This window comes from Moorena sp. SIO1G6 (assembly GCF_010672795.1).
GTDB lineage: Bacteria > Cyanobacteriota > Cyanobacteriia > Cyanobacteriales > Coleofasciculaceae > Moorena > Moorena producens.
The window spans coordinates 21,365-43,433 of the sequence record NZ_JAAHFZ010000047.1 but is presented as its reverse complement, the minus strand read 5'-3'; the positions used below and the strand labels follow the sequence as shown (position 1 = coordinate 43,433).

At 45.0% G+C, this 22,069-nt stretch carries 22 protein-coding genes; 11 read left to right on the top strand and 11 right to left on the bottom strand.

Annotation, left to right across the window (positions count from 1 at the left end; translation table 11 throughout):
• Positions 1-171 precede the first annotated feature (171 nt).
• The gene (locus tag F6K63_RS28470; RefSeq protein ID WP_008186384.1) at positions 172-918 is read left to right on the top strand and encodes a creatininase family protein; all 747 of its coding nucleotides are present in this window, start codon (positions 172-174) and stop codon (positions 916-918) included.
• Positions 919-948: 30 nt separating this feature from the next.
• Here F6K63_RS28470 and F6K63_RS28465 read toward each other — a convergent pair whose 3' ends face one another.
• Both F6K63_RS28465 and radA read right to left on the bottom strand, forming a co-directional pair.
• Positions 949-1,107 (bottom strand): hypothetical protein, encoded by a 159-nt coding sequence (locus F6K63_RS28465; protein ID WP_154659846.1) that lies wholly within the window; start codon positions 1,105-1,107, stop codon positions 949-951.
• Between the two features lie 60 nt (positions 1,108-1,167).
• Positions 1,168-2,766, bottom strand: coding sequence for a DNA repair protein RadA (gene radA, locus F6K63_RS28460; protein WP_008186382.1), 1,599 nt, complete (start codon positions 2,764-2,766; stop codon positions 1,168-1,170).
• Positions 2,767-2,970: 204 nt separating this feature from the next.
• Here radA and rpaB point away from each other — a divergent pair, with 204 nt between their 5' ends.
• From rpaB to F6K63_RS28445, 3 genes are all read left to right on the top strand, one after another.
• Positions 2,971-3,699 carry a response regulator transcription factor RpaB gene (gene rpaB / locus F6K63_RS28455; protein ID WP_008186378.1) on the top strand — a complete coding sequence of 243 codons (729 nt, stop codon included), beginning with the start codon at positions 2,971-2,973 and terminating at the stop codon, positions 3,697-3,699.
• A 61-nt stretch (positions 3,700-3,760) separates the two neighbouring features.
• Positions 3,761-4,405, top strand: a complete 645-nt coding sequence (locus F6K63_RS28450; RefSeq protein ID WP_008186376.1) for a cofactor assembly of complex C subunit B — start codon at positions 3,761-3,763, stop codon at positions 4,403-4,405.
• 28 nt (positions 4,406-4,433) lie between these two features.
• Positions 4,434-4,973: a DUF456 domain-containing protein gene (locus tag F6K63_RS28445; RefSeq protein WP_008186373.1), complete on the top strand. Its 540-nt coding sequence runs from the start codon at positions 4,434-4,436 to the stop codon at positions 4,971-4,973.
• A 68-nt stretch (positions 4,974-5,041) separates the two neighbouring features.
• Here the strand turns inward: F6K63_RS28445 and F6K63_RS28440 are convergent, their stop codons facing one another.
• Positions 5,042-6,292, bottom strand: a complete 1,251-nt coding sequence (locus tag F6K63_RS28440; RefSeq protein ID WP_008186371.1) for a competence/damage-inducible protein A — start codon at positions 6,290-6,292, stop codon at positions 5,042-5,044.
• Positions 6,293-7,437: 1,145 nt separating this feature from the next.
• On the opposite strand from F6K63_RS28440, the gene F6K63_RS28435 reads away from it, so the two are divergent.
• From F6K63_RS28435 to sodC, 3 genes are all read left to right on the top strand, one after another.
• A complete protein-coding gene (locus tag F6K63_RS28435) occupies positions 7,438-7,779 on the top strand; it encodes a hypothetical protein (RefSeq protein ID WP_008186367.1) in 342 nt (113 codons plus the stop codon).
• A gap of 115 nt (positions 7,780-7,894) precedes the next feature.
• On the top strand, positions 7,895-8,236 hold the full coding sequence (locus F6K63_RS28430) for a hypothetical protein (protein ID WP_008186364.1): 342 nt from the start codon (positions 7,895-7,897) through the stop codon (positions 8,234-8,236).
• 291 nt (positions 8,237-8,527) lie between these two features.
• Positions 8,528-9,058 carry a superoxide dismutase [Cu-Zn] SodC gene (gene sodC / locus F6K63_RS28425; RefSeq protein WP_287313798.1) on the top strand — a complete coding sequence of 177 codons (531 nt, stop codon included), beginning with the start codon at positions 8,528-8,530 and terminating at the stop codon, positions 9,056-9,058.
• 49 nt (positions 9,059-9,107) lie between these two features.
• Here sodC and F6K63_RS28420 read toward each other — a convergent pair whose 3' ends face one another.
• Together F6K63_RS28420 and F6K63_RS28415 are read right to left on the bottom strand one after the other, a co-directional pair.
• On the bottom strand, positions 9,108-9,599 hold the full coding sequence (locus F6K63_RS28420) for an NUDIX domain-containing protein (protein WP_287313796.1): 492 nt from the start codon (positions 9,597-9,599) through the stop codon (positions 9,108-9,110).
• 10 nt (positions 9,600-9,609) lie between these two features.
• Positions 9,610-10,305: a uracil-DNA glycosylase gene (locus F6K63_RS28415; protein WP_287313793.1), complete on the bottom strand. Its 696-nt coding sequence runs from the start codon at positions 10,303-10,305 to the stop codon at positions 9,610-9,612.
• A 164-nt stretch (positions 10,306-10,469) separates the two neighbouring features.
• Here F6K63_RS28415 and F6K63_RS28410 point away from each other — a divergent pair, with 164 nt between their 5' ends.
• Positions 10,470-11,192: a phosphoribosyltransferase gene (locus F6K63_RS28410; RefSeq protein WP_287313791.1), complete on the top strand. Its 723-nt coding sequence runs from the start codon at positions 10,470-10,472 to the stop codon at positions 11,190-11,192.
• Between the two features lie 15 nt (positions 11,193-11,207).
• Complete coding sequence (locus F6K63_RS28405; protein ID WP_287251098.1) at positions 11,208-11,510, top strand: hypothetical protein; 303 nt, start codon at positions 11,208-11,210, stop codon at positions 11,508-11,510.
• Here the strand turns inward: F6K63_RS28405 and F6K63_RS28400 are convergent.
• The 5 genes from F6K63_RS28400 to F6K63_RS28380 all read right to left on the bottom strand — a co-directional run bounded on the left by F6K63_RS28400 (position 11,503) and on the right by F6K63_RS28380 (position 15,551).
• Positions 11,503-12,054, bottom strand: a complete 552-nt coding sequence (locus F6K63_RS28400; RefSeq protein WP_287251099.1) for an RNA 2'-phosphotransferase — start codon at positions 12,052-12,054, stop codon at positions 11,503-11,505. The two genes, F6K63_RS28405 and F6K63_RS28400, sit on opposite strands and share 8 nt — an antisense overlap.
• Positions 12,055-12,433: 379 nt before the next feature.
• Entirely contained in the window at positions 12,434-12,994 is a 561-nt protein-coding gene (locus F6K63_RS28395; RefSeq protein WP_287297545.1) for a 3'-5' exonuclease, read from the bottom strand.
• Positions 12,995-13,325: 331 nt separating this feature from the next.
• The gene (locus F6K63_RS28390; protein ID WP_267872020.1) at positions 13,326-13,454 is read right to left on the bottom strand and encodes a hypothetical protein; all 129 of its coding nucleotides are present in this window, start codon (positions 13,452-13,454) and stop codon (positions 13,326-13,328) included.
• Between the two features lie 35 nt (positions 13,455-13,489).
• Positions 13,490-14,959 (bottom strand): sodium/pantothenate symporter, encoded by a 1,470-nt coding sequence (locus F6K63_RS28385; protein ID WP_287251102.1) that lies wholly within the window; start codon positions 14,957-14,959, stop codon positions 13,490-13,492.
• Between the two features lie 310 nt (positions 14,960-15,269).
• The gene (locus F6K63_RS28380; RefSeq protein ID WP_207554303.1) at positions 15,270-15,551 is read right to left on the bottom strand and encodes a hypothetical protein; all 282 of its coding nucleotides are present in this window, start codon (positions 15,549-15,551) and stop codon (positions 15,270-15,272) included.
• Positions 15,552-15,825: 274 nt separating this feature from the next.
• Between F6K63_RS28380 and F6K63_RS28375 the strand changes: the two genes are divergently transcribed.
• Positions 15,826-17,178, top strand: a complete 1,353-nt coding sequence (locus tag F6K63_RS28375; protein WP_008188218.1) for a DNA cytosine methyltransferase — start codon at positions 15,826-15,828, stop codon at positions 17,176-17,178.
• Positions 17,179-17,372: 194 nt separating this feature from the next.
• The gene (locus F6K63_RS28370; RefSeq protein WP_008188216.1) at positions 17,373-17,579 is read left to right on the top strand and encodes a hypothetical protein; all 207 of its coding nucleotides are present in this window, start codon (positions 17,373-17,375) and stop codon (positions 17,577-17,579) included.
• A 720-nt stretch (positions 17,580-18,299) separates the two neighbouring features.
• Here F6K63_RS28370 and F6K63_RS28365 read toward each other — a convergent pair.
• Entirely contained in the window at positions 18,300-22,022 is a 3,723-nt protein-coding gene (locus F6K63_RS28365; RefSeq protein WP_287313789.1) for a two-partner secretion domain-containing protein, read from the bottom strand.
• Positions 22,023-22,069: the final 47 nt, after the last annotated feature.

The window sequence follows — 22,069 nt, the reverse complement described above, 5'->3', positions numbered from 1 at the left end:
GGGATGCCAGGAGCGCTTAGACAAGATGGGTGGTAGGCTTGACTCCAATTGCTGTTTGACCACCCCTCACTCAAGCAACAATAAATTGCACCTTGACCCGTGGTACCGGGTTTACCCCGATTAATCACGGTTTAAGAGTATCCCACAACAACTAACCCTCTAAAATGAACCATGCTGCTACACTTGAGTACTTGGAAAGAAATTGAAGCTTACCTAAAGCAATCACCAGGGATTATTCTGCCCATTGGTTCAACGGAACAACATGGACCAACGGGGTTGATTGGCACCGACGCAATATGTGCAGAAGCGATCGCAAAAGGTGTGTCTGAAGCAACCAATGCCCTAGTTGCTCCCACCATTAATGTCGGGATGGCGCTACACCACACGGCTTTTCCCGGTAGCATCAGTTTGAAACCGAGTACATTAATTCAGGTGATCAAAGATTATCTGACTTGCTTGACTAGAGCTGGGTTCACCAAGTTTTTCTTTATCAATGGTCATGGGGGTAATATCGCTACCCTTAAGGCAGCGTTTTCTGAAAGTTACGCCCACTTGAGCGATTTACAGATTCCTAATGGGGAAAGGGTTCAGTGTCGGGTAGCTAATTGGTTTATGTGCCGTTCTGTCTATAAATTAGCTAAGGAGTTGTATGGGAATCAAGAAGGTTCCCATGCTACTCCTTCTGAGGTAGCACTTACCCAATATCTCTATCCCGAAGCCATTAAACGAGCACCCCTGTCAGAAACCGTTGCGTCTGGACACCCAATTTATGGAGCCGCAGATTTTCGTCGCCGTTATCCCGATGGTCGTATGGGGTCTAATCCAGCCTTAGCAACACCGCAACATGGTAAGCAGTTTTATGAGTTGGCAGTCAAGGAGTTGAGTAGTAGTTATTTGGAGTTTATGGCCGCAGATTGAATCGGGAAGTTAGAATTTAGAATTTAGAATTTAGAATTTAGAATCGGGAATCGGGAATCGGGAATCGGGAATCGGGAATCGGGAATCGGGAATTGGGAATCGGGAATCGGGAACATTATCAAAGAGATAGGATATGATATACCGATAATTACCCTTAATAAAAATCTCCCCATCTCCCCATCTCCCCATCTCCCCATCTCCCCACCCTCCTGGTTATGATGGGTATTCAACCGAACTTGATCTTAGATCTTAGATCTGATCCTCGATATCTTCAGGGAAGTCCTGGCGTAATCCCCCAGGCAAGGCAGCAATAATGGCATCTAGTACTCTCGATACTTGAATAATTTCAATACCGAGATCAGGTAAGGTTTGACCTTTGGGTACAATGGCTCGCTTGAACCCTAACTTGGCAGCTTCTTTGAGTCGGAGTTCCATCTGAGAGACTAGTCGCACTTGCCCCCCTAAGCTGATTTCACCAATCATAACCGTGCGAGGATCGACAACGCGATCGCGAAAACTAGCTACTACCGCAATAGCCATTCCTAAATCAGCTGCTGGTTCTTCTACTCCTAGCCCTCCTGCTGTTGCTACATAAGCATCTAATTTGGATAGGGGAATCCCAACTCGCTTTTCCAACACTGCCAGGATTTGTTGTAAGCGGTTGTAATCAACTCCAGTGGTTGAGCGGCGGGGTGCCCCATAACTAGCAGGACTTACTAGGGCTTGCAACTCTACCAGAATCGGACGAGTACCTTCACAAGCCACTACAGTAGCAGTACCAGGACTCATTTCATCTCGGTTACCCAAAAACAGATCAGAAGGATTCAAGACTTCCTGCAAACCGTTGCTGACCATTTCAAAAATACCGATTTCATGAGTAGCCCCAAAGCGGTTTTTAACAGAACGCAGTAGCCGGTGGGAAGCAAAGCGATCGCCTTCAAAGTACAATACAGTATCGACTAAGTGTTCCAGTACCCTTGGTCCTGCGATCGCGCCTTCTTTGGTCACATGACCCACAATTAACAGAGTAATGTTTGACCGCTTTGCTACCTGCATCAGGGCAGAGGTACATTCCCGCACTTGAGCAACAGAACCAGGAGCAGAGGTCAAGGCCGGAAAATAAAGAGTCTGAATACTGTCAATCACTGCTACCTGAGGTTTGAGGGACTCCAACTCTCGCAGAATTTCCTCTAAATCAGTTTCTGGTAGAATATACAGCTCAGCGTCTTTAGAGTCAGACTCTTGAGAGTCAGACTCTTGAGCGGCTATAGGGGTTTTAGAAGACTTAGACTTAGAAGACTTAGACTTAGAAGACTTAGACTTAGAAGACTTAGGGTCGTTTTTGACCCTACTGTTATTAGATTCGAGATCAGAGGTTTCTGCTGATACCACACCCAGGCGAGATGCTCGCAGTTTTACCTGCTGTCCTGATTCTTCTGCACAAACGTATAGAATGCGATGTAACTTGGCAAGTTGATTGGCAACTTGGAGCATTAAGGTTGATTTGCCAATGCCTGGATCGCCACCAATTAATACTAAAGACCCAGGCACAACGCCACCTCCGAGCACTCGGTCGAGTTCCCCATAGCCTGAGGGGAAGCGGATCTCGACAGTATCAACAATTTCTGAGAAGGTAAGGGATGATCTGGGTTGAGCCGGTCCAGTGTTAGGCTCGTGGTTATCCGAATAAGTATTGGATTGCCAACCCCCGCGACTGATTTTGACCGGAGTTGGGGGAGCTACCTCATCCAAGGAATTGTAAGTACCACAGGCAGGACATTTGCCGAACCATTGGGAGGACTCAGCACCACAGGCATTACACACATAGAGCGTTTTAGGCTTCGGCATCCTACTTGAAAAGTCTTAAAAACTCTTAAAAAAACTCAATAATTAAATTAACATTAATGAAAGTCAAGGAAGACTTCACCAGCAAGGAAAATATAATTCTCAACGATAAAACCAACTTTGTAAAGGGTTACATTTTAGAGATAAACTACTGATAAATTAATAAATCATTAATCTTACTTCACCATTTCAGGAGTATAACGTCCATTGGAAACTCATAAAGAAAAAATTCTTGTTGTTGATGACGAGGCCAGTATCCGTCGAATATTAGAAACTAGGTTATCCATGATTGGCTACGAAGTAGTCACAGCCGCTGATGGAGAAGAAGCCCTAAACACATTTCGTGATACAGAGCCTGACCTAGTGGTGTTAGATGTGATGATGCCAAAGCTAGACGGCTATGGTGTCTGTCAAGAATTACGCAAGGAATCAGACATTCCCATTATTATGCTAACTGCTTTAGGGGATGTAGCTGACCGGATTACCGGTCTAGAGTTAGGAGCAGATGACTATGTGGTCAAGCCCTTTTCTCCAAAAGAATTGGAAGCCCGTATTCGTTCCGTACTGCGCAGGTTTGATAAAGTGGGGGCTGCTGGTATTCCTAGTTCTGGGGTGATTCATGTCGGGAGTATCAAAATCGACACCAATAAGCGACAAGTCTACAAAGGGGATGAGCGGATTCGCCTGACTGGGATGGAGTTCAGTCTTCTAGAGTTATTAGTCAGACGTTCCGGAGAACCATTCTCCCGTTCTGAAATTTTGCAGGAAGTGTGGGGCTATACCCCTGAACGCCATGTGGATACCCGTGTAGTAGATGTCCACATCTCCCGGTTACGAGCCAAGTTAGAGGATGATCCTAGTAATCCTGAGCTAATTCTCACCGCACGAGGTACAGGTTATTTGTTCCAACGGATCATTGAACCAGATGACAAATAATAACACCTTGATGTTTCGTTTCAGCTGCGTAAGTCCTGAACTAATAACCAACAGGTGAGTGATGGCTAAACCCGACCAAAATGATGTACTGCGGCTGCTGCCATTTGCGGTTGGAGGATTGGCAGGGGGTCTGTTGCTGATCAATCGTTTATTAACCTCCCAGCTCACCAATTCTCAAGCTCGTTCTGATGCTGTAGGGGTAATTGTTTGTGCTGTCTTGATTTTGACAGGTTTACTGTGGCAGCAGGTACAGCCCAAACCTCCTGATGCCGTTAAACTGATTGGCGAAGAGGGTTTCGACCTCGCTCCAGAGCTGCCAGATCAGGTCAAAACTGAATTAGCCTGGGCATCCCATCTATTACTGACTAATACAGTAACGCGATCGCTTGTGGTGGTATACCAAGGCAAAGTCCTGCTCCGGCGGGGGATCTTGGGCAAAAATCCCCAAGTCGAGCCTGGAGCCATTCTCAAGCGGGTTCTAGAAACTCAAAAAGCCGTGTATCTGGTTAACCTGAAGCTCTATCCAGGGCGACTTGAATTTGACTACTTGCCTGATAACACACAAGGTGTCATATGTCAACCGATTGGCAACCAAGGAGCGCTAATTTTGGCAGCCAATGCTCCCCGAAGTTACACTAAACAAGATGAAAAGTGGATTGAGGGGATTGCTGATAAAGTCGCCAATACTCTCTCTGGTCATTTATAAGATGTGGGTACCGCTTCGAATTTAAATAATGTGGTTAATCATTTTGTACTGGTTCCTGATTCTGCTGATGCTAGTAGGCATTATTGGTTCGGTTGTTCCTGGCATTCCCGGTGCCATGTTGATTTTAGCTGCCACCATAATTTGGGGTATTGCTGAGGGCTTTAGTAGCGTCACCTGGGCATTGGGCGTAGCTATCTTTGTGTTGCTACTGGGTATGGGGGTCGATTTTTTAGCCGCTTACTGGGGAGCCAAAAAAGCTGGTGCTAGTAATTGGGGACAAATTGGTTCCATAATCGGCTTGTTCATGGGGGTGTTTGGTCTTTTACCCGCCTTGCCCTTCGGCGGACCGTTACTAGGGATTTTGCTTGGACCGTTGTTAGGGGCGTTTGTAGGTGAGTTTCTCTATCAACGGAAGTTAAAGTTACAGGATAGAATTAAGCAATCCTTTAAAGCTGGCTTGGGGATTGTAGTCGGTTCATTGGTAGGAAATTTGATTCAGGCAATGCTTGCGATCGCTACTGTGGTGGTGTTTATTTTCACCACTTGGCCCCCAGGTGCAGGGATTTAGCTTGAAATTTAGATTGAACAGGGTGATGGGGTGCACTACTGCCTGCTAAATAACGCTAACTAACAAGTTCACCGACTCAGCAATTTGCACCGTAGGCGATCAAGGGCATAGCAGGCGCTGATGTGACGTAGGTCAGACCGACTCCGATGTTGACCCAAGGTGTACTTGTAGCATTCTAAAATGCCATCTGGTCCGGCTAGACCAATGTAAACTAGACCCACAGGCTTGGTATCGGTATTGCCTCCAGGTCCAGCTATGCCTGTAATACTAAGTGACCAGGTTGAAGAAAGAAGCGATCGCACTCCTGTTGCCATTTGCTCTGCTACAACCTTACTTACCGCCCCCATCGCCTTCAAGTCTGAGGAATTCACTCCCAGTACACCAGTTTTCACAGCGTTATCATAAGCAATGATACCCCCCAAAAAATAATTAGAACTCCCCGGGACACTGGTTATCATACTGCCAATACCGCCACCAGTACAGGATTCTGCTACGCTCAACGTTTCTGAGGCAGCCGTTAATAGCTGACCCACTACAGAGGCTAGGGTATCGGTGTCAGTACCGAAATAGTTAATTCCCCCAATCTCCTGTAATTTTTGGGCTACTGGTTCAATGAACTGTTGTGCTTCACTTTCTGAAGCCGCACGGGCCGAAACTCTTAACCTCACTTGTCCCTTACTAGCATAGGGAGCAACGGTGGGGTTGGTAAGGTCAAAAAAGGGAGCAACTTTCTCAGCCAAAGCCGATTCTCCAATCCCCCAAAACCGCAACATCCGGCTATAAACGATTTCTTTACCCCAGCCTTGGCTTTTGAGATAGGGAACAGCCGTGTCTCGCCACATCTGATTCATTTCCCTAGGAACACCAGGAAACGTGAGAATGCTTAAATCAGCACGGGGTTTCCAGATGATACCAGGAGCTGTTCCATTCAAGTTGGGTAATACTTGTGCCCCTTCTGGAATTAGGGCTTGCTTGCGGTTATTGGTAGTTAATTGACGTCCCCGCCGGGCAAACTTCTGAGTGATGTCCTCTATAACATCTGGTTCTTCAATCAGAGGAGCCCCAAAAAATTTAGCGATCGCTTCCGTGGTCAAGTCATCGGGCGTCGGACCAAGACCACCAGTAAATATTAGGATAGTGGAGCGCTCACTAGCAATTGCCAATACTTGCTGTAAACGCCCGATATTATCTCCCACTACTGTCTGATAGTAGTGAGGAATCCCCAATGCGGCTAGCTCCTGGGCTAAAAACTGAGAATTGCTGTTGAGAATATCCCCCAGCAGCAGTTCGGTACCTACACAAATAATTTCTGCACTCATCGATTATGCCTCAGGGGCAAGATAACATTCATTTCTTTCGGCTCTTATCTTATAATCCCACACTGACAGCAATTTTAAAACTATAGCGTTTTCACATGATATGTGAAACTAGGATTGATCTAAAAAGGTAACAGGTAATAGGTAATAGGTAATAGGGAGTAGGTAATATAGCATTAAAAATTATCCTAATTTATTTATTATACCTATAAATATAGCAGAAGTCAGAAGTCAGAAGTCAGAAGTCAGAAGTCAGAAGTCAAACTCTTGCGCTTACTTAGGTTTGAGACTTTTGTCATGTCCTAACTGCTCTGGCGACTGCTATACTATAATTTTATTTTTCATGAAAAATAAAATTATGTTAGGTAAATTAAGAGCAGCATAAAATATATACCAGTATTTTTTTGTGTTATGCTAAATCATCAACATTGGGGTTGATTATCTATTTTTAAATGCTATATTTAGTAGCGTTTGATAGGGTTTATCATAGTTATGATGTACACAGGTTTTTTTTCCGATTCCCTGTGGGTGCATCTCACTGTCTTGATGATTTTTAACGACAAATTAAGTACATTTTCTTATCCCCCACACCCGGTCACCCCACACCTGAGGTCTTTGTAAAAAACCTACCCTTATGAGGGAGGGTGGGGAGGGTGGGAAGTGTGGGGAGGGTGGGAAGTGTGGGGAGATGGGGAGATGGGGGAAATTTTTATTAAGGGTAATTATCCTGACATGATATTACGGCAAACCAGTAGGTCAAGGCGAGGGTAGTGATAAACATGATGTCAAAGCCTCCGAGGGAAAATGCCTGGAGACTGATTCGTCGGGTTCGTTTCACATAGGTGCGCTCTTACCATTAAGAATTAAATTCGCCACGGGTCGCACCTGAGTTGCTCATGATCCTGACCCGGTGATGGCCTCACGAAAACAACATGATAAACGACGGTATCGACTGGAATTCAAAATACTTTCGTACCAGTACGTGGTTGATTAGTTTTGTCAGTCAACCAGGGTTAATTCAGTTTCCTTAGCAACACCTTATCAAATTCTCAGTTAACGGTCACTTCCTCCTCAGTTAAGACCTGCATTCTAGTAATTAAAGATAAGCAGTTAACCAATTAAGCGAATCAACCTTAGGAGGAACAAACATGAAACGTCTCGTACTTGGCAGTTTAGGCACTTTGTTGATTGCCACCGCTACCACTCCCGTCTTAGCATCGGAAATCGCTGCCAACTCCACCACCAGCCGTAACAATATTGTCGAAGTTCAACCGTTTAACCTGGTCTATCTCGGTTATCAAGGCTACTTTGCTGACCAAGGTATTCCCAGTAATGCTGCTTTCATCAGCGCTGTAAAAACCAAGAGAATTACCGCCAAAGACCTCGTAGCCAGTGCTATTGAAAGAGGAAGATTATCCCCAGAAACTATCAATGATTCTAGCTATCTGGCTCATGTAAACACTCAACTATCCAACCTGGATCGGGATTAATACTTATGTAAACATTAACTGATAGCTGAATGCTTACATAAGTTAAGACCTACATTCTAGTAATTAAAGATAAGCAGTTAACCAATTAAGCGAATCAACCCTAGGAGGAACAAAAATGAAACGTCTCGTACTTGGCAGTTTAGGCACTTTGTTGATTGCCACCGCTACCACTCCCGTCTTAGCATCGGAAATCGCTGCCAACTCCACCACCAGCCGTAACAATATTGTCGAAGTTCAACCGTTTAACCTGGTCTATCTCGGTTATCAAGGCTACTTTGCTGACCAAGGTATTCCCAGTAATGCTGCTTTCATCAGCGCTATAAAAAGCAAGAGAATTACCGCCAAAGACCTCGTAGCCAGTGCTATTGCAAGAGGAAGATTATCCCCAGAAACCATCCATGATTCTAGCTATCTGGCTCATGTGAACACTCAACTATCCAACCTGGATCGGGATTAATACTTAGGTAGCGCATATGCGCTACCTCCCAGCGTCGAAGCCTGTGCCACGCAAGCTACGCGGTCAGCTGACCGCTGTCAGCTGATTTTCTCTAGAATCAGCGCGTCACTGTTGTATACTCCAGTTGAGAGCCCTGAGCTCGATAGTGATCATCATCCTACTTTGTCTGACCGTAGAAGGATGGAAAACTCAGCTCAAGCTCAAAAAAGTTACGGTAGGGAATAGCGAAACGGAAATCCAAAAGGATCTCAAACCCTTGGAGACCTATCTGTAAGTGGGGTGTAGTTGAGTATGAAAATTATCAGCCTATTAGCTGCGATCGCAATATTTATAATCTCGGCTTGTTCCAATCAATCCGTGTCAACACCACTAACCGTCACCATGCATTTGACTGATACCAAAGGCATTGGTGAAGAGATTGGCATTGTCAAAGCAACCGAAACCGAGAAGGGTCTGCAGCTAACCTCCAATCTGTCTGGATTAACTCCTGGAGAACATGGCTTCCATGTCCATGCAAAGCCCAACTGTGGTCCAGCCCAGAAGGAGGGTAAAGTAGTTCCTGGCTTAGCTGCTGGTGGTCATTATGATCCACAAAATACCGGCAAACATGAAGGACCATTCGGTAATGGTCATTTAGGTGATTTGCCACGGCTAGTGTTTAATCAACAGGGTGTTGCTAACACTCCAGTAGTAGCCCCACGGTTAAAGGTTGCTGACCTTAAGGGTCACTCTCTGATCATTCACGCCCAAGGTGACAATTATTCAGACATCCCCAAACCCTTGGGAGGGGGTGGTGCTCGAGCGGCTTGTGGTGTGATTTAGCCACAGTGTTGTGCGTTTTAGTTAACGGTAACCGATGGGGAATATAAAATTACCCATTTTTGATATTCCCCATTTCTTGTTCAATCCCTAAAGACTTTTGGATCAGCTTACTATTAGTTTTAATCAGTTCTTGTTGTTCTGGCCAGAATAATGTTGGTAATTCATCTATTGGAAACCACCCCAGCTGGTAACTGAGATTGGGATCAGTAGGAGTGCCGTCAATTTGGTCAGTAATGAACAAAAAATAGTAAGTCTTTTTCCAACACTGTTTGGCAAAGTCTAATCGTTCCTTAACTCCCAGTTCAGCAATAAATTTTAGGTCATTTAAGCCCGCTTCTTCCGCAATTTCTCGCTCTGCTGCCTCTACAATAGTTTCTCCTGGTTCTACATGACCTTTCGGTAAAACGTATTCAAGTCTATTGCCTTCTTGAACTAGAGCAATGTATATCTGCTGCTCCCAACGGCGGGCAACAATACCACCAGCGGAGGTAGCCTCAGAAACTCCAGGTGGTCGTTGATACCAAGTTTCATCAATAATCATTTTTGAAGTTTCATCGAATCTCGTCTAACTTAGCACGCACTTTCTGGATATCTTGCCACATCATCCACTTTGGACTACCTGGATCTCGTTTCGGATTCCGCAGTAAGTAAGCAGGATGGAGAATTGGCATACACCACTTATGCCCTTCCCATTCCATCCAGGTGCCGCGAATTTTAGTAATGCCCTGCTTGTTACCAGTTAAGCCTTTGACCGCTGTAGCACCAGTGAAAAGAATAATTTGGGGTTCTACTAGGCGAATTTGTTCCAACAAGTAAGGTTTGCACGCCTCAATTTCATTAGGAGTAGGAGTGCGGTTACCAGGAGGTCGGCACTTGACCATATTACAAATATATACATCTTGTTCAGTATCGATTTTCACAGATGCCAAAATTTTCTCCAACAGTTTCCCTGCTCTGCCTACAAAGGGCATACCAGTCTCATCTTCTTGTTTACCCGGTCCTTCCCCAATAATCATAATTAGGGCCTTAGGGTTGCCACGTCCAATAACAGCCTTAGTGCGGGTAGCTCCTAATTCGCAGCGTTGGCAAGATTGACAGTGTTCTGTCAATGATTCCATGGTTTCGTAAGTGCCAGCAGGAATAGGGATTTTGGCATCAGTGGGGATTAGCTCCCTTTGGACATTGTTGGGCGGTGATGGGGTTAACTCTGACTCGTCAAAAAGACTAAGTTGTTCTCCGTTGGACATGAGGACTCACAGAAATTTTTGCAGGCATAAGGCACCTTACTACTAATAGTAGATTCAGGAGATTGTGAGCAACTAATTATTACAATTCTTTCTTTTGATACAGTAATCTTGACAAAAATCGGTAATTATAATATAAGTCAGGCAACTTCATACCGGAGGAAGCCATGCACACTGTCCCGCTGTTTAGCGATCGCGCTGATGCCGGTGAGCAACTCGCTCAAGCACTTATCCCCCTGGTGAGCAGGCTGCACGCTACAGGTATTGATGCAACGCCTATTGTATATGCACTACCTCGGGGGGGTATACCAGTAGCAGCACCAGTAGCTCGGGCACTCAATTGTCCCCTAGATATTGTAGTGGCCAAAAAAATTACCACAGCTCGCAACCCAGAATTAGCAATCGGTGCGGTGACTTCGTCGGGAGTTGTACTGTGGTCTGGGCAAAGGCGATGGCGAAACAAAAATCCTCAATGGCGAGAAATAGTATTAGCTCAAGCTCAAGAAAAAGCCCAAGCTCAGCTAGCTCAACTGCAACCGGGTTGTCCGAAAACCAATCCTACTGGTGCCCTAGCCTTGCTGGTTGATGATGGCATTGCTACTGGGATGACCATAGCAGCAGCAACCGAAGCAGTAAAAGCCCACAATCCAGCACAGGTTTGGATTTGCACACCAGTGGCACCAAGAGGATTAATACGCTGGTTATCACAGTGGTGCGATCGCATGGTTATCTTACAAACACCGGAACCCTTTCTAAGTGTTAGCCGCTTCTACCTGAACTTTCCTCAAGTTAAAACTCAAGAAGCTCTAAGCTATTTACAGCAGCATAACTATAAGCATAACTATATTACAATATCAGAGTCTTCAGTCAACGCTAGCCTAGAGCATTAACTATCTGCTTTAATTATGAGACTTTGGCAGTTTTGGTGGCGAACATTAGTGCTTTCAACCCAGTACAATCCACCAGAGTTCGTTGAATTAATGATGACCTCATTGGCAATGGCTTTACTAGCCACCTGGGGATATACCAGTGACTGGCCCTATCTGGTACTCAGTTCTAGCTTTGCCATGGGAGCAGCCGTATCCATGTGGGTAAGGGGTACAACCATGCCTTCCTCTAATTCCCGTATGGTGCAGGTAATGGCTATCCTGTTGATCATCTACAGCTTTTATGCTTTTTCTCACCTTGTCGATGACATTTTTACTTAATTTTAAACTGTAAATACTCTGGTGATACCCAATCCACTAACCAGATTCCATTATCGGAACAATAGAAGCTGTGACCAGCTTTGTGCATAGCTGCAGCATCAATGGCAAAAACCACAGGGCGACCATGCCTTGCTCCAACTTTTTTTGCAATTGCCATATCCGTCGATAGATGGACATGGTGTCGCGACATTTTACACAAACCCTGGCGCAGAATTGACTCAACTGCGCGGTGACCCGTACCGTGATAAAGCACATCTGGTGGAACCACAACTTCTAGTTGCAAATCGACTTGAACCGTATGACCTTGATTGGCACGAATTCGGGTACCTGTGGAGTCGAAAGAAAAGCGCTTCTTGTCATTTTTGGCAACTACTTCATTTAAATCAGCACGGCTGATCCGAAAGGAATGCTTTTTAGACGCCGCCAGTAGTTCCTCAACACCAACCCAGCCACCAGGAGCGAGTGTGATTCCAATTCTCTGAGGCTGGTGCCGAAGATGCTGACTCAAATATTTACTAATTTTTACTAATCGAGACGGATTCATATTGATACAGCAGTTTTCAATTGGGTGAGGTACAAATTCTTAAGTTTTAGGGAGCAGGGAGTAGGGAGCAGGGAGCAGGTAATAGGTAATAGGTAATAGGTAATAGGTAATAGGTAATAGGTAATAGGTAATAGGTAATAGGTAATAGGTAATAGGTAATAGTAAAAAAATCCTGTGTACCTGATAGCTATGAAAAACCCTGTAAGTTTAAAATAGTGGTGATAAACATTATTAAAGACCGCGATACATTTTTTTTTATACTGTTTTCATCAATTATTATCCCTATTCCCTATTCCCTGTTCCCTGTTCCCTGTTCACTATTCCCGATTCCCGATTCCCGATTCCCGATTCCCGACTTCTGGAAAAAGTCTAGTCGAGATCATGGTCTAGTTCTTAATTGCAAAAGTAAGGTTGAGAATATCCGAGCAATATTCCAAGCATCATCTCCTCCCCGGTGGTGAGTACCTTCCAGCGGTAGATTGAGTAAATCCAAACCTTGTGCCATACCAACTTCATGGGGCAAAGCTTGACTAATCGCAAACAAGGTTTTGATGTTGATATGTCTCGGACCGAAGGGATATCTCAAAAAACGAGATGTACACTGTTTTTGAAATTGATTTCGATCATAATCTCCATAGCTTGCCCACACTCGACGAGCAGATAAATACTTATCCTGTAGCATTGAACAAGCTTCAACAAAAGAAATTCCCTGGTCAACTTGCTCCTGGGTTAATGTAGTCAGTTTGGTACAGAATTCACTGACCCTTGAGCGTTCTGGTTTTACCAAAATACTATCTTTTTCCAGGGGCTTCCCAGAAACAACATCCAATACACAAATCCCAATTTCAATGATTTCGTTTTCTTGTCCTGGGGGTGGCTTCCCTTGCCAACAGGTGGCTTCAACATCCACAACAAGAATTTGGTCGAGTTTTTTGGACATATTAGCCTCCGGCTAGTTGACGTTTGTTGAAGGTTGAAGGTTAAAGGTTGAAGGTTGACGGTTGACGGTTGAAGGTTGGCAGGTTGAAGGTTGGCAAGTTGAAGCTTAAAGGTTGAAGGTTGAAGGTTGGTTGACGGTTGTTCACCCTTGGCATCCCTTGTAGTCTCTTTACTGGTGGGAAGGGGGAGGTATTTGGACAGACTTACTAGGGTGTCAGCCTACATTGATTGCCCAAATGCTTCCCCCCTACAAGGTTTTCAAGACGCTTTTAACTAAGTCATATACTTGTATTATAATATAATACAAGTTCTCAAGCACGTCTACTCAAGACTCAGCACTGACCACATTTATCATAGTAATGAGGTACACAAGATTTTTTCCTTGTTCCCTGCTCCCTACTCCCTGCTCCCTGCTCCCGACTCCCTCGGTGCGCTTTCCGTTGGCGAATTAAATTCGCCACGGGTCGCACCGCTCCCGACTCCCGACTCCCTTATATCAATCAAGTCTCCGGATCGGCTTGATTGATCCCACAACAATAATTAATGCTGAAAGAGCAACAATAGGGACAACTGGCAGAAAACCGAAGGTAAGACTTTTGGGAATAATCCCCAACTGAAAGCCAATCACTGCGGCTTCACCCACAAGAATCGATACAATGCAGGTTAGAGGATGAATAGTTTTGCTATACAATACTGCAATTACCGTCGGAAACAGTACTGCTAATCCGGTAAAGGCTTGGGTTGCGATCGCAGTAATCGTACCTGGGGGATTTTTGGCGATAATTAAACCAATAATTGCCAATAAAACAATCAGTACTCTACCAACAAAGGTTTGTTCTTTGAGGGAAGCGGTTTTACGGAAATAAGCAAAATAAATATCTCTGGTTAGCATGGAACTGAGGGCCAAAAGCTGGGAGTCTAAGGTTGACATCATTGCAGCTAATGCTCCCACCATCACTAAGGAGGCTAGCCAGATTGGTGTATGTTCTGTTAGCATCATCGGAAACACTTGATCAGATGCTTTTCCTGTCAGGTCAGAAAAGGAAATATGTCCCCACATTCCGATTAGCACCGGACAAATAAACATGGTAGCGCTTACCAGGGGATACATCACTACCGAAACTTTTAGAGAATTACTAGTTTTTGAAGCATAAAAGCGCATGAACATCTGGGGAAACATAGGGACACTAAGCATCCAGAGAATCATAAAGCTAAACCACTTACGATGTGTAAAAAAATTATCTATACCCTGTCGAGAAAACAATTCTGGTTTGAGGGTGTAGACAGTACGGTTAGCTTCAGCAATCCCTCCTAAACTAGAAGCAATTGCTGCCAATGCCGCTAACATTAAGGTAAACATTAAAACCCCTTGGATAACATCGGTTAGGGCAACGCTTCTCATCCCCCCCATGAACACATATAGCACGATCACAACTGTCAAAAAGGTAGCCCCTGTAAAATAGGGAATTTGTCCATTGGTTAACGTTTCAATAATATAGCCAGCTCCAATCGGTTGCAGGGTTAAGTAGGGAATGGTGAAAATTACCATAACCGCCAGAAAAATTAATTTGAGGGTATTGCTAATCCCAGGGGATACACCTGTCCTACGGAAACGGGCTTCAATCAATTCAGAAGGCGTGATTAAGCCGTGTTTGTTGCCTAAAAGCCAGACTCGATAACCGATAAAATAAAAGGTTAGTGCGATTAAGCCAGTTCCAAACCCCATCATTCCGTAATAACTCAGACCAATGCGATACCCTGATCCTGAAAATCCTAGAAAAGCGAAGGCGCTGAAATTGGTAGCAATTAGGGTAAAAAATAGGAGAATTGCTCCCATGTTACGGTCAGCTAAAAAATAATCATCAGGAGTGTTTTTTTGTTGGCGATAACCAACTAGACCTACCACAAGGGTTACTAATAAATACCCTGCCAGCACAACATAGGGAATAATCGAGTCTAGTGTCATATTTTTAACGGTCTTCCTTAGACGAAGTGTAAGCTATCAGCTATCACACCAATTAAAGTAGGGTGGGCAAAGTAATATAATCTAGAATACTCAAAAGAAGCAAACTGTTTTTGCCCACCCTACTATCAACTATCAGCTATCACACCAATTAAAGTAGGGTGGGCAAAGTAATATAATCTAGAATACTCAAAAGAAGCAAACTGTTTTTGCCCACCCTACTAATTAAAGTAGGGTGGGCAAAGTAATATAATCTAGAATACTCAAAAGAAGCAAACTGTTTTTGCCCACCCTACAAGCTAGTGTCATATTTTTAACGGTCTTCCTTAGACGAAGTTTCCCAGAAATTTACCACAAATAGTAACAACGCGACTGCGAGGAGAATTTGTAAGGCAATAAAATAGAATACCCAGGGGGGAAGATGGAGCAAGGAGAAGGAAATGTCTTGCTGCCAAGACCAGAAATCTTGGGATAGCAGGAAAATTACCGTAAAGCAGAAAAACCAGAAAAATGAGGATTTTAAAATTGGCATCAGCACTTTAGCAAAGGGAGTAGGGAGTAGGGAGTAGGGAGTAGGGAGTAGGGAATATGGCATCAAAATTATCACAATTCCTACACGGATTGCTATTACTACTCGCGACTTCTGTGAGAGCTAGATTAATGTGAATGGTAAAAGAGAGTACTAACTAAGGTATGGTAAACAATAGTGTTTCCTACTGATCAACAATTATAGGTAAGCTAGTGTCCATTTAATTTGCCTATTTTCGTGAGCAGCGCTATGTGACAAGGTTTGTCATTACCTGTTCCCTGTTCCCTGTTCCCTGTTCCGAAGCGTGCAGCGCAATAAACATTAGACTACCATAAACGGCATGGCAAATTTCCCTCATCGACCGTTAGCCGTTGATTTATTTGCTGGTGCTGGTGGTTTCTCCCTAGGGATTGAGCAGGCGGGCTTTGATGTTGCCCTCGCCGTTGAACAAGACCCAATTCATGGGGCAGTGTATGCCTTCAATTCCCCTCAAACCAAGGTTTTATGTACCGACATTGCTACCCTGTCTGGTCAAGAAATTCAGAAAGCCCTGAGGGAGTGGGGGACTGAAAGGGAGCAAAACCAACACTGTACAGAGGTTTCATCGCAGGTTTCTACCATTGATCTAGTCATTGATCTGGTCATTGGTGGACCCCCTTGTCAGGGATTCTCGTTGATCGGTAAGCGTCAAGTAGATGATGTACGCAATAATTTAGTGTTTGAGTTCTGCCGTTTGGTCAAAGAACTCCAACCACGCTACTTTGTGATGGAGAATGTTCCAGGCTTAGCTCAGAACAAATACCAACACCTGTTCGAGCAGCTAATCAGTGAGTTTAAAGCAGCTGGGTACACTATAACTGAACCAGTACAGGTCTTGAATGCAGCAGATTTTGGTGTGCCACAAAAACGGCGGCGGTTGTTTTTACTCGGTTCTAGGCTTGGGGAAGCACCAGTGGCTTATCCTTCCTCAGAACTATCCTCTCACCAATGGGTAACTGTTAAGGATGCGATCGCAGACTTGCCTAACTTAGATGATTTTCCTGAACTCCAGAAAAGCGATTGTGTTGAACTAACACCAGAACAGCTAGACCTGCTCCAAGCTTTAGCCATGCCCTATGTAGAAAAGTTACGGGATTTGATCACCGATCCTGGTAACTTTGCCTATCCCCGCCAGTGGCATCCTCAACTATTGACCAGTTCCCTGCAAACCCACCACACCGAAGGCTCGATTGAGCGGTTTAGAAACACACCCATGGGCGAGGTAGAAACTACCAGTCGCTTACGACGCTTACACTGGGATAAACCTTGCCATACCCTCAGAGCAGGTACTGGTTATAAAAACGGTCGCTACACCTCTCCTCGCCCCATTCATCCTGATTACCCACGGGTGATCTCCGTGCGGGAGGCCGCTAGACTGCACTCATTTCCAGATTGGTTTCGCTTCCACGGGACCAAATGGCATGGATTTCGACAGGTGGGGAATGCTGTACCACCACGATTAGGACGGGTTTTGGGTAAACAAATTATGACAGCGTTGGCGGTTCAACCATCAGTGCCAACCACAACTATAAAGCTCTCAGATGCCAAACTATTAACCTTTAAACAGTTACAGGCATCTAAGTATTGGAATATAGTAGTATTTATTCCTTTTCTAATCTGCTGCTTCCCTTCTCCTGTCGTTCTCTTCTCATAGAAAAGATGCTGTATATAACGACCGTCAACCCTGATCGGCTACTAGTCTGCCATCGTTGTAACTCAGATCACAGCTTAAGCCCTATCCTATCACAACAAATCTTGATCTCGAATCACTACTAGGTAGGACTTTCTCTCACAGAAGATCTCTTCAAAATTGTCGATAGTTAAAATTACAGAGATTATGTGGAGCCCATGAAATCCTTTCAAGTCATCTTCCCCAAATTCCCGGTTAAGCAAATAGCTAAGCGTATTATTCATATGCGCCAAATTACCCGCATTGACCAACAGCTCTTTATGTCAGCTTTACTAGCCAAGGCATCACTTTCACTAGAAGAGCAAACCCTAGTCCAAGAGATTTATGACGGTTTGAACCGTGGATTGATTCGAGTAGTGGAATAAACTATATCACTTCTGATCATGAGCGTCAAACCAATCAATTCTAGGGGCGCTTCCCTTGCGCCCGAACCCTGTGCGCTCTTAAACCTGTGGTTGGCAGCAAGTGATATAATTTCCCGTTGAATACTTACACTTTGGGGAAAGCAAGGCAGAGGGCATAAGGCAGAGGGCAGAAGGCAGAAGTAAAGGAGTAAGGTTTAATCTCAGAAAGTTTTTTATCACTAATTATCCGGACATGATATCAAACAACCCCCAACCTTAAATTATATCATCTGAGGATAATTAGCCTTAATACAAATTTTTCCCATCAGCTGAGCAACCGAGCAACCGAGCACCCCATCTGCTAGTAAAGAGATTCAGTTGCTAGTGGTGCGTTAGGGGAGCGCTCATTTTCCGCCTCGTAGCCAGGGTTAGGTTGCTGCCCGTAACGCACCACTAGCTCAAACAGCTTACCTAGATCCAAAAGAGATCAGTGTTGATCTCAGTTTTTGTTATGATTAAAATTTGTGAGTTGATAGTTGCATTGAACTCTGGCTGATCATTTATTGTCAGCCAGGTGCAACTTTTCTTGGTATTGCTTAGGCGCGAGATGAATAGGAGTGGGGTGGGCATCCTGCCTGCCCAAGGCCGGATACTGGCAAGATGCCAGTTCCACCGATTGCCAAGGCCGGATACTGGCAAGATGCCAGTTCCACCGATTCCCGACTCCCTATTCCCTGTTCCCTATTCCCTGTTCCCTGTTCCCTGTTCCCTGTTCCCTAAACCCGAATGGCAATCAAGATTGGGCAATATCTGATCAACAGGAGTCCCCCTAAACGGTTGCGCAGTCAGAATAATTGTGCCATCCTTTGCTCTGACCCAGCCTTGGGCTTCGATAATCACTTTTTTTTCTTCGGGAGGTTGAGGCTGTATCACTGAAGGTTGCTGCTGTAATTGCTGTAATGATTGTTTCCTGCTGCTGCTGGGTAAGCCAGGACGAGTTCGCCACCTCACTGTTCTGTGGGCATTAATCACCGGATCTTCTGCACTAGCTGGTAAACCGCCTTTTCCGGTAATGATAAAGGAACTCCCGCCAGCAATCCGATTATTTTCAAAGCCACAAAGGTCATTGGCCAGGATCGCTTCTGCATCTACGGGGCTTGCTGGTAATTCCGTTAAGCCTGAGGTGGGGTCTACCTGGGAGATGTTGAGGATTACATCACCGTTGAAGGATGAGCCAAGGGTGGAGGTGGCGGTGATGTCATTGTCTGGAGTTAGACGGTCTCGAAACTCTAAACCAAAGATGCCTTGGGCATTAATCTCAACACTACCTCCTGGGCCAAATTCAGCATTGGCGGTGATGTCGCTATTTCCCAGACCGACTAAGGTTTCAGTATCAATGGTGATATTGCCCCCAGTTACATTCTGGGCGTCAGTTCTAATCTTGCTTTCGTTGAGGAGTCGGATGTTACGGGAAAATAGAGTAATATTGCCTTTGTCTCCTCCTGCTGTTTCTGCTGCGATGATTCCATTGTTGTTAAGGAAGATAGAGTTGGCATTAATCTTTACCTCCCCTGCTGAATTCTCCTGTTCAAAGCTTCTAGCACTAACCGGTCCATCAGAGACAATTAACTGCCCAGTGGTAATTTCCAACAAATTTCCTGCATCTGGTGTGATTCCCCGATTAAACCGACCATCGGCTGAGGTAAAATTACCAATGGGTTGAACAGTAGAGGAGGTATTGAAACTCAAGTTCCCCGCGTTCCCAAGACCAAAAGTGCTAGCTGAAACTCTTGCTCCATCAGAGACAATTAACTTCCCAGTAGTAATCTTCAAATCTCCCGCATTTCCTGTTGCTCCGGGATTACCTTGAGTAGACAAGCCGCTGACAAACCCACCCGAGGCTGAGGTACCAATCACTTGAACCGTAGAGGAAGCATCCACTGTCAAATTTCCCCCGTTCCCAAGACCAAAAGTGCTAGCTGAAACAGCTGCGCCATCAGAAACAATTAACTCCCCAGTGGTAATCTTCACATCTCTGGCTTTTCCTGTCCCTTCAGTTTGAGTAAACAAGCCGCTGACAATCCGACCCGAGGCTGAGGTGCCAATCACTTGAACTGTAGAGGAGGTATCCACAATCAACTCTCCCCCTTCCCCTTCACCAAAAGTGCCAGCTGCAACTTGTGCTCCATCAGAGACCATTAACTCCCCAGTGGTAATCTTCAAATTTCCCGCTTTTCCTGTGCCTGGAGTTTGAGTAGACAAGGCGCTAGGAAACCGACCCGAGGCTGAGGTACCAATCACTTGAACCTTTTCGGAGGCATCCACTGTCAAATTTCCCCCGTCCCCTTCACCGATTGGGCTAGCTAAAACTTGTGCTCCATCAGAGACGATTAACTCCCCAGTGGTAATACTGACATCTCCCCCATTTCCTGTCTCAGAAGTTTGAGCAAGCAAGCCGCTGACAATCCGACCATCGGCTGAGGTACCCATCACTTGAACCTTTTCGGAGGCATCCACAGTCAAATTTCCCCCATCCCCTTCACCAAAAGTCCTAGCTGAAACTATTGCTCCATCAGAGACCATTAACTCCCCAGTGGTAATACTCAACTCTCCTGCATTTCCTGTCCCAATAGTTTGAGAAAACAAGCCGCTGGCAAACACACCATCGGCTGAGGTACCAATAAGTTGAATCTTTTCGGAGGCATCCACAGTCAAATTTCCGCCGTCCCCTTCACCAAAAGTGCCAGCTGCAACTTGTGCTCCATCAGAGACCATTAACTCCCCAGTGGTAATCTTCAACTCTCCTGCATTTCCTGTTCCTTGAGCTTGAGTAAACAAGCCGCTGGGTAACCGACCATCGGCATCAGTACCAATCACTTGAACCTTTTCGGAGGCATTCACTATCAAGCTTCCCCCGTCCCCTTCACCCAAAGTGCCAGCTGCAACTTGTGCTCCATCAGAGACCATTAACTGCCCAGTGGTAATCTTCAACTCTCCCGCATTTCCTGTTGCTTCCCGATTAGCTTGAGTAAACAAGCCGCTGGGAAACAGACTATCCACTGAGGTACCAATCAGTTGAACCTTTGAGTCGGCATCAACAGTCAAATTTCCCCCGTCCCCTTCACCAAAAGTGCTAGCTGAAACAATTGCTCCATCTTTGACAATTAACTGCCCAGTAGCAATATTCACATCTCCCGAATTTCCTGTCCCAAAAGTTTGAGCAAACAAGCCATTGGGAAACCGACCATCGGCTGAGGTACCAATCAGTTGAACCTTTGAGTCGGCATCCACAGTCAAATCTCCCCCGTCCCCTTCACCAAAAGTCCTAGCTGAAACAATTGCTCCATCAGAGACCATTAACTGACCAGTGGTAATACTCAAATCTCCCCCATTTCCTGTTGCTCCTGGAAAAACTCGGGCTCCCAAGAGGCTGAAATTACCATCAGCCGATACACCAATTACTCGAACAGATTCAGTGGCATTCACTATCAAATCTCCCCCCTGTCCTGAGCCCAATACATCTGTAGTTATCCTAGAACCACCCTCAAGGCTGAGGTGAGAAGCCTTAACAACTATGCGACCGCCACTTCCACTGCCGTTGGTTCTCGCAAAAACAAAAGAGCGATCGCGTAAAGTCACATTAGCCCCTTGCACCTGGATACTCCCACCACCTTCCCCACTGGTAATGACTATAGCCCTCTCAGACAAACTAATATCCTGAAACTCTTGAACTCCTGAATAATCCAACACAAAACTAGTATCTTTTGGGGTCAAGTTCACTACACTATTAGAACCAACACTCCCCAGCTCAATGCGTCCATCGGTTGCTGTTAAATTACCACCAGGAATATTAATGTCACCACCAATTAGCCCTAAGGTTTGACCATTTGGTACCTGAAACAGACTAGATTGATTAGTAATACTCCCGGGATTAGAACCATATTGCAACCCAGAGGGAATATTAATCGTCAACAACGGTTTACCATTCGGATTTTTAGCACTGAATACTGTGCCATCTTCAAACAACACACTATCAGCAGTACTCCCAAAAAATGAACCTCCAATATCCAGTATGCTATTGGGACCAAAGACAATACCGTTGGGATTGATCAAAAATAAATTAGCATTGCCCAACACTCCTAGAGTCCCCAAAATATTGGAAACATTACCTCCCGTTACCCGACTGAGGATGTTCTCAATTCCTGCTGGATTCGCAAAATAAACTCGTCCAAACTCGGCCACATTAAAATCTTGAAAGCTGTGGAATAGATTGCTTTCTCTAATCGCCCCACCTTCAATTAAATCTGCTAGGTTCCCGTTAACATCAACATTGGGCGTTACTACAGACCGTTCATTACCGACGGTATTATCTGGGGTGATTTGCCCTAATGCCGTAGTTGCAGCTAATAGAGAACACAGAACAAAGGGACTTGCTGCCACAAGTCGGTCAATCCGAGGTTTCATGTTTATCAATCAAAATGCTCCCGATTTCTCGGATTATTTCATAAAGT

Coding starts and splice junctions, on each gene's coding strand:
- F6K63_RS28470 (WP_008186384.1), top strand. CDS start 172: ATGCTGCTACACTTGAGTACTTGGAAAGAAATTGAAGCTTACCTAAAG.
- F6K63_RS28465 (WP_154659846.1), bottom strand. CDS start 1,107: ATGGGGAGATGGGGAGATGGGGAGATTTTTATTAAGGGTAATTATCGG.
- radA (WP_008186382.1), bottom strand. CDS start 2,766: ATGCCGAAGCCTAAAACGCTCTATGTGTGTAATGCCTGTGGTGCTGAG.
- F6K63_RS28450 (WP_008186376.1), top strand. CDS start 3,761: ATGGCTAAACCCGACCAAAATGATGTACTGCGGCTGCTGCCATTTGCG.
- F6K63_RS28445 (WP_008186373.1), top strand. CDS start 4,434: ATGTGGTTAATCATTTTGTACTGGTTCCTGATTCTGCTGATGCTAGTA.
- F6K63_RS28440 (WP_008186371.1), bottom strand. CDS start 6,292: ATGAGTGCAGAAATTATTTGTGTAGGTACCGAACTGCTGCTGGGGGAT.
- F6K63_RS28435 (WP_008186367.1), top strand. CDS start 7,438: ATGAAACGTCTCGTACTTGGCAGTTTAGGCACTTTGTTGATTGCCACC.
- F6K63_RS28430 (WP_008186364.1), top strand. CDS start 7,895: ATGAAACGTCTCGTACTTGGCAGTTTAGGCACTTTGTTGATTGCCACC.
- sodC (WP_287313798.1), top strand. CDS start 8,528: ATGAAAATTATCAGCCTATTAGCTGCGATCGCAATATTTATAATCTCG.
- F6K63_RS28420 (WP_287313796.1), bottom strand. CDS start 9,599: ATGATTATTGATGAAACTTGGTATCAACGACCACCTGGAGTTTCTGAG.
- F6K63_RS28415 (WP_287313793.1), bottom strand. CDS start 10,305: ATGTCCAACGGAGAACAACTTAGTCTTTTTGACGAGTCAGAGTTAACC.
- F6K63_RS28410 (WP_287313791.1), top strand. CDS start 10,470: ATGCACACTGTCCCGCTGTTTAGCGATCGCGCTGATGCCGGTGAGCAA.
- F6K63_RS28405 (WP_287251098.1), top strand. CDS start 11,208: ATGAGACTTTGGCAGTTTTGGTGGCGAACATTAGTGCTTTCAACCCAG.
- F6K63_RS28400 (WP_287251099.1), bottom strand. CDS start 12,054: ATGAATCCGTCTCGATTAGTAAAAATTAGTAAATATTTGAGTCAGCAT.
- F6K63_RS28395 (WP_287297545.1), bottom strand. CDS start 12,994: ATGTCCAAAAAACTCGACCAAATTCTTGTTGTGGATGTTGAAGCCACC.
- F6K63_RS28385 (WP_287251102.1), bottom strand. CDS start 14,959: ATGACACTAGACTCGATTATTCCCTATGTTGTGCTGGCAGGGTATTTA.
- F6K63_RS28380 (WP_207554303.1), bottom strand. CDS start 15,551: ATGCCATATTCCCTACTCCCTACTCCCTACTCCCTACTCCCTACTCCC.
- F6K63_RS28375 (WP_008188218.1), top strand. CDS start 15,826: ATGGCAAATTTCCCTCATCGACCGTTAGCCGTTGATTTATTTGCTGGT.
- F6K63_RS28370 (WP_008188216.1), top strand. CDS start 17,373: ATGAAATCCTTTCAAGTCATCTTCCCCAAATTCCCGGTTAAGCAAATA.
- F6K63_RS28365 (WP_287313789.1), bottom strand. CDS start 22,022: ATGAAACCTCGGATTGACCGACTTGTGGCAGCAAGTCCCTTTGTTCTG.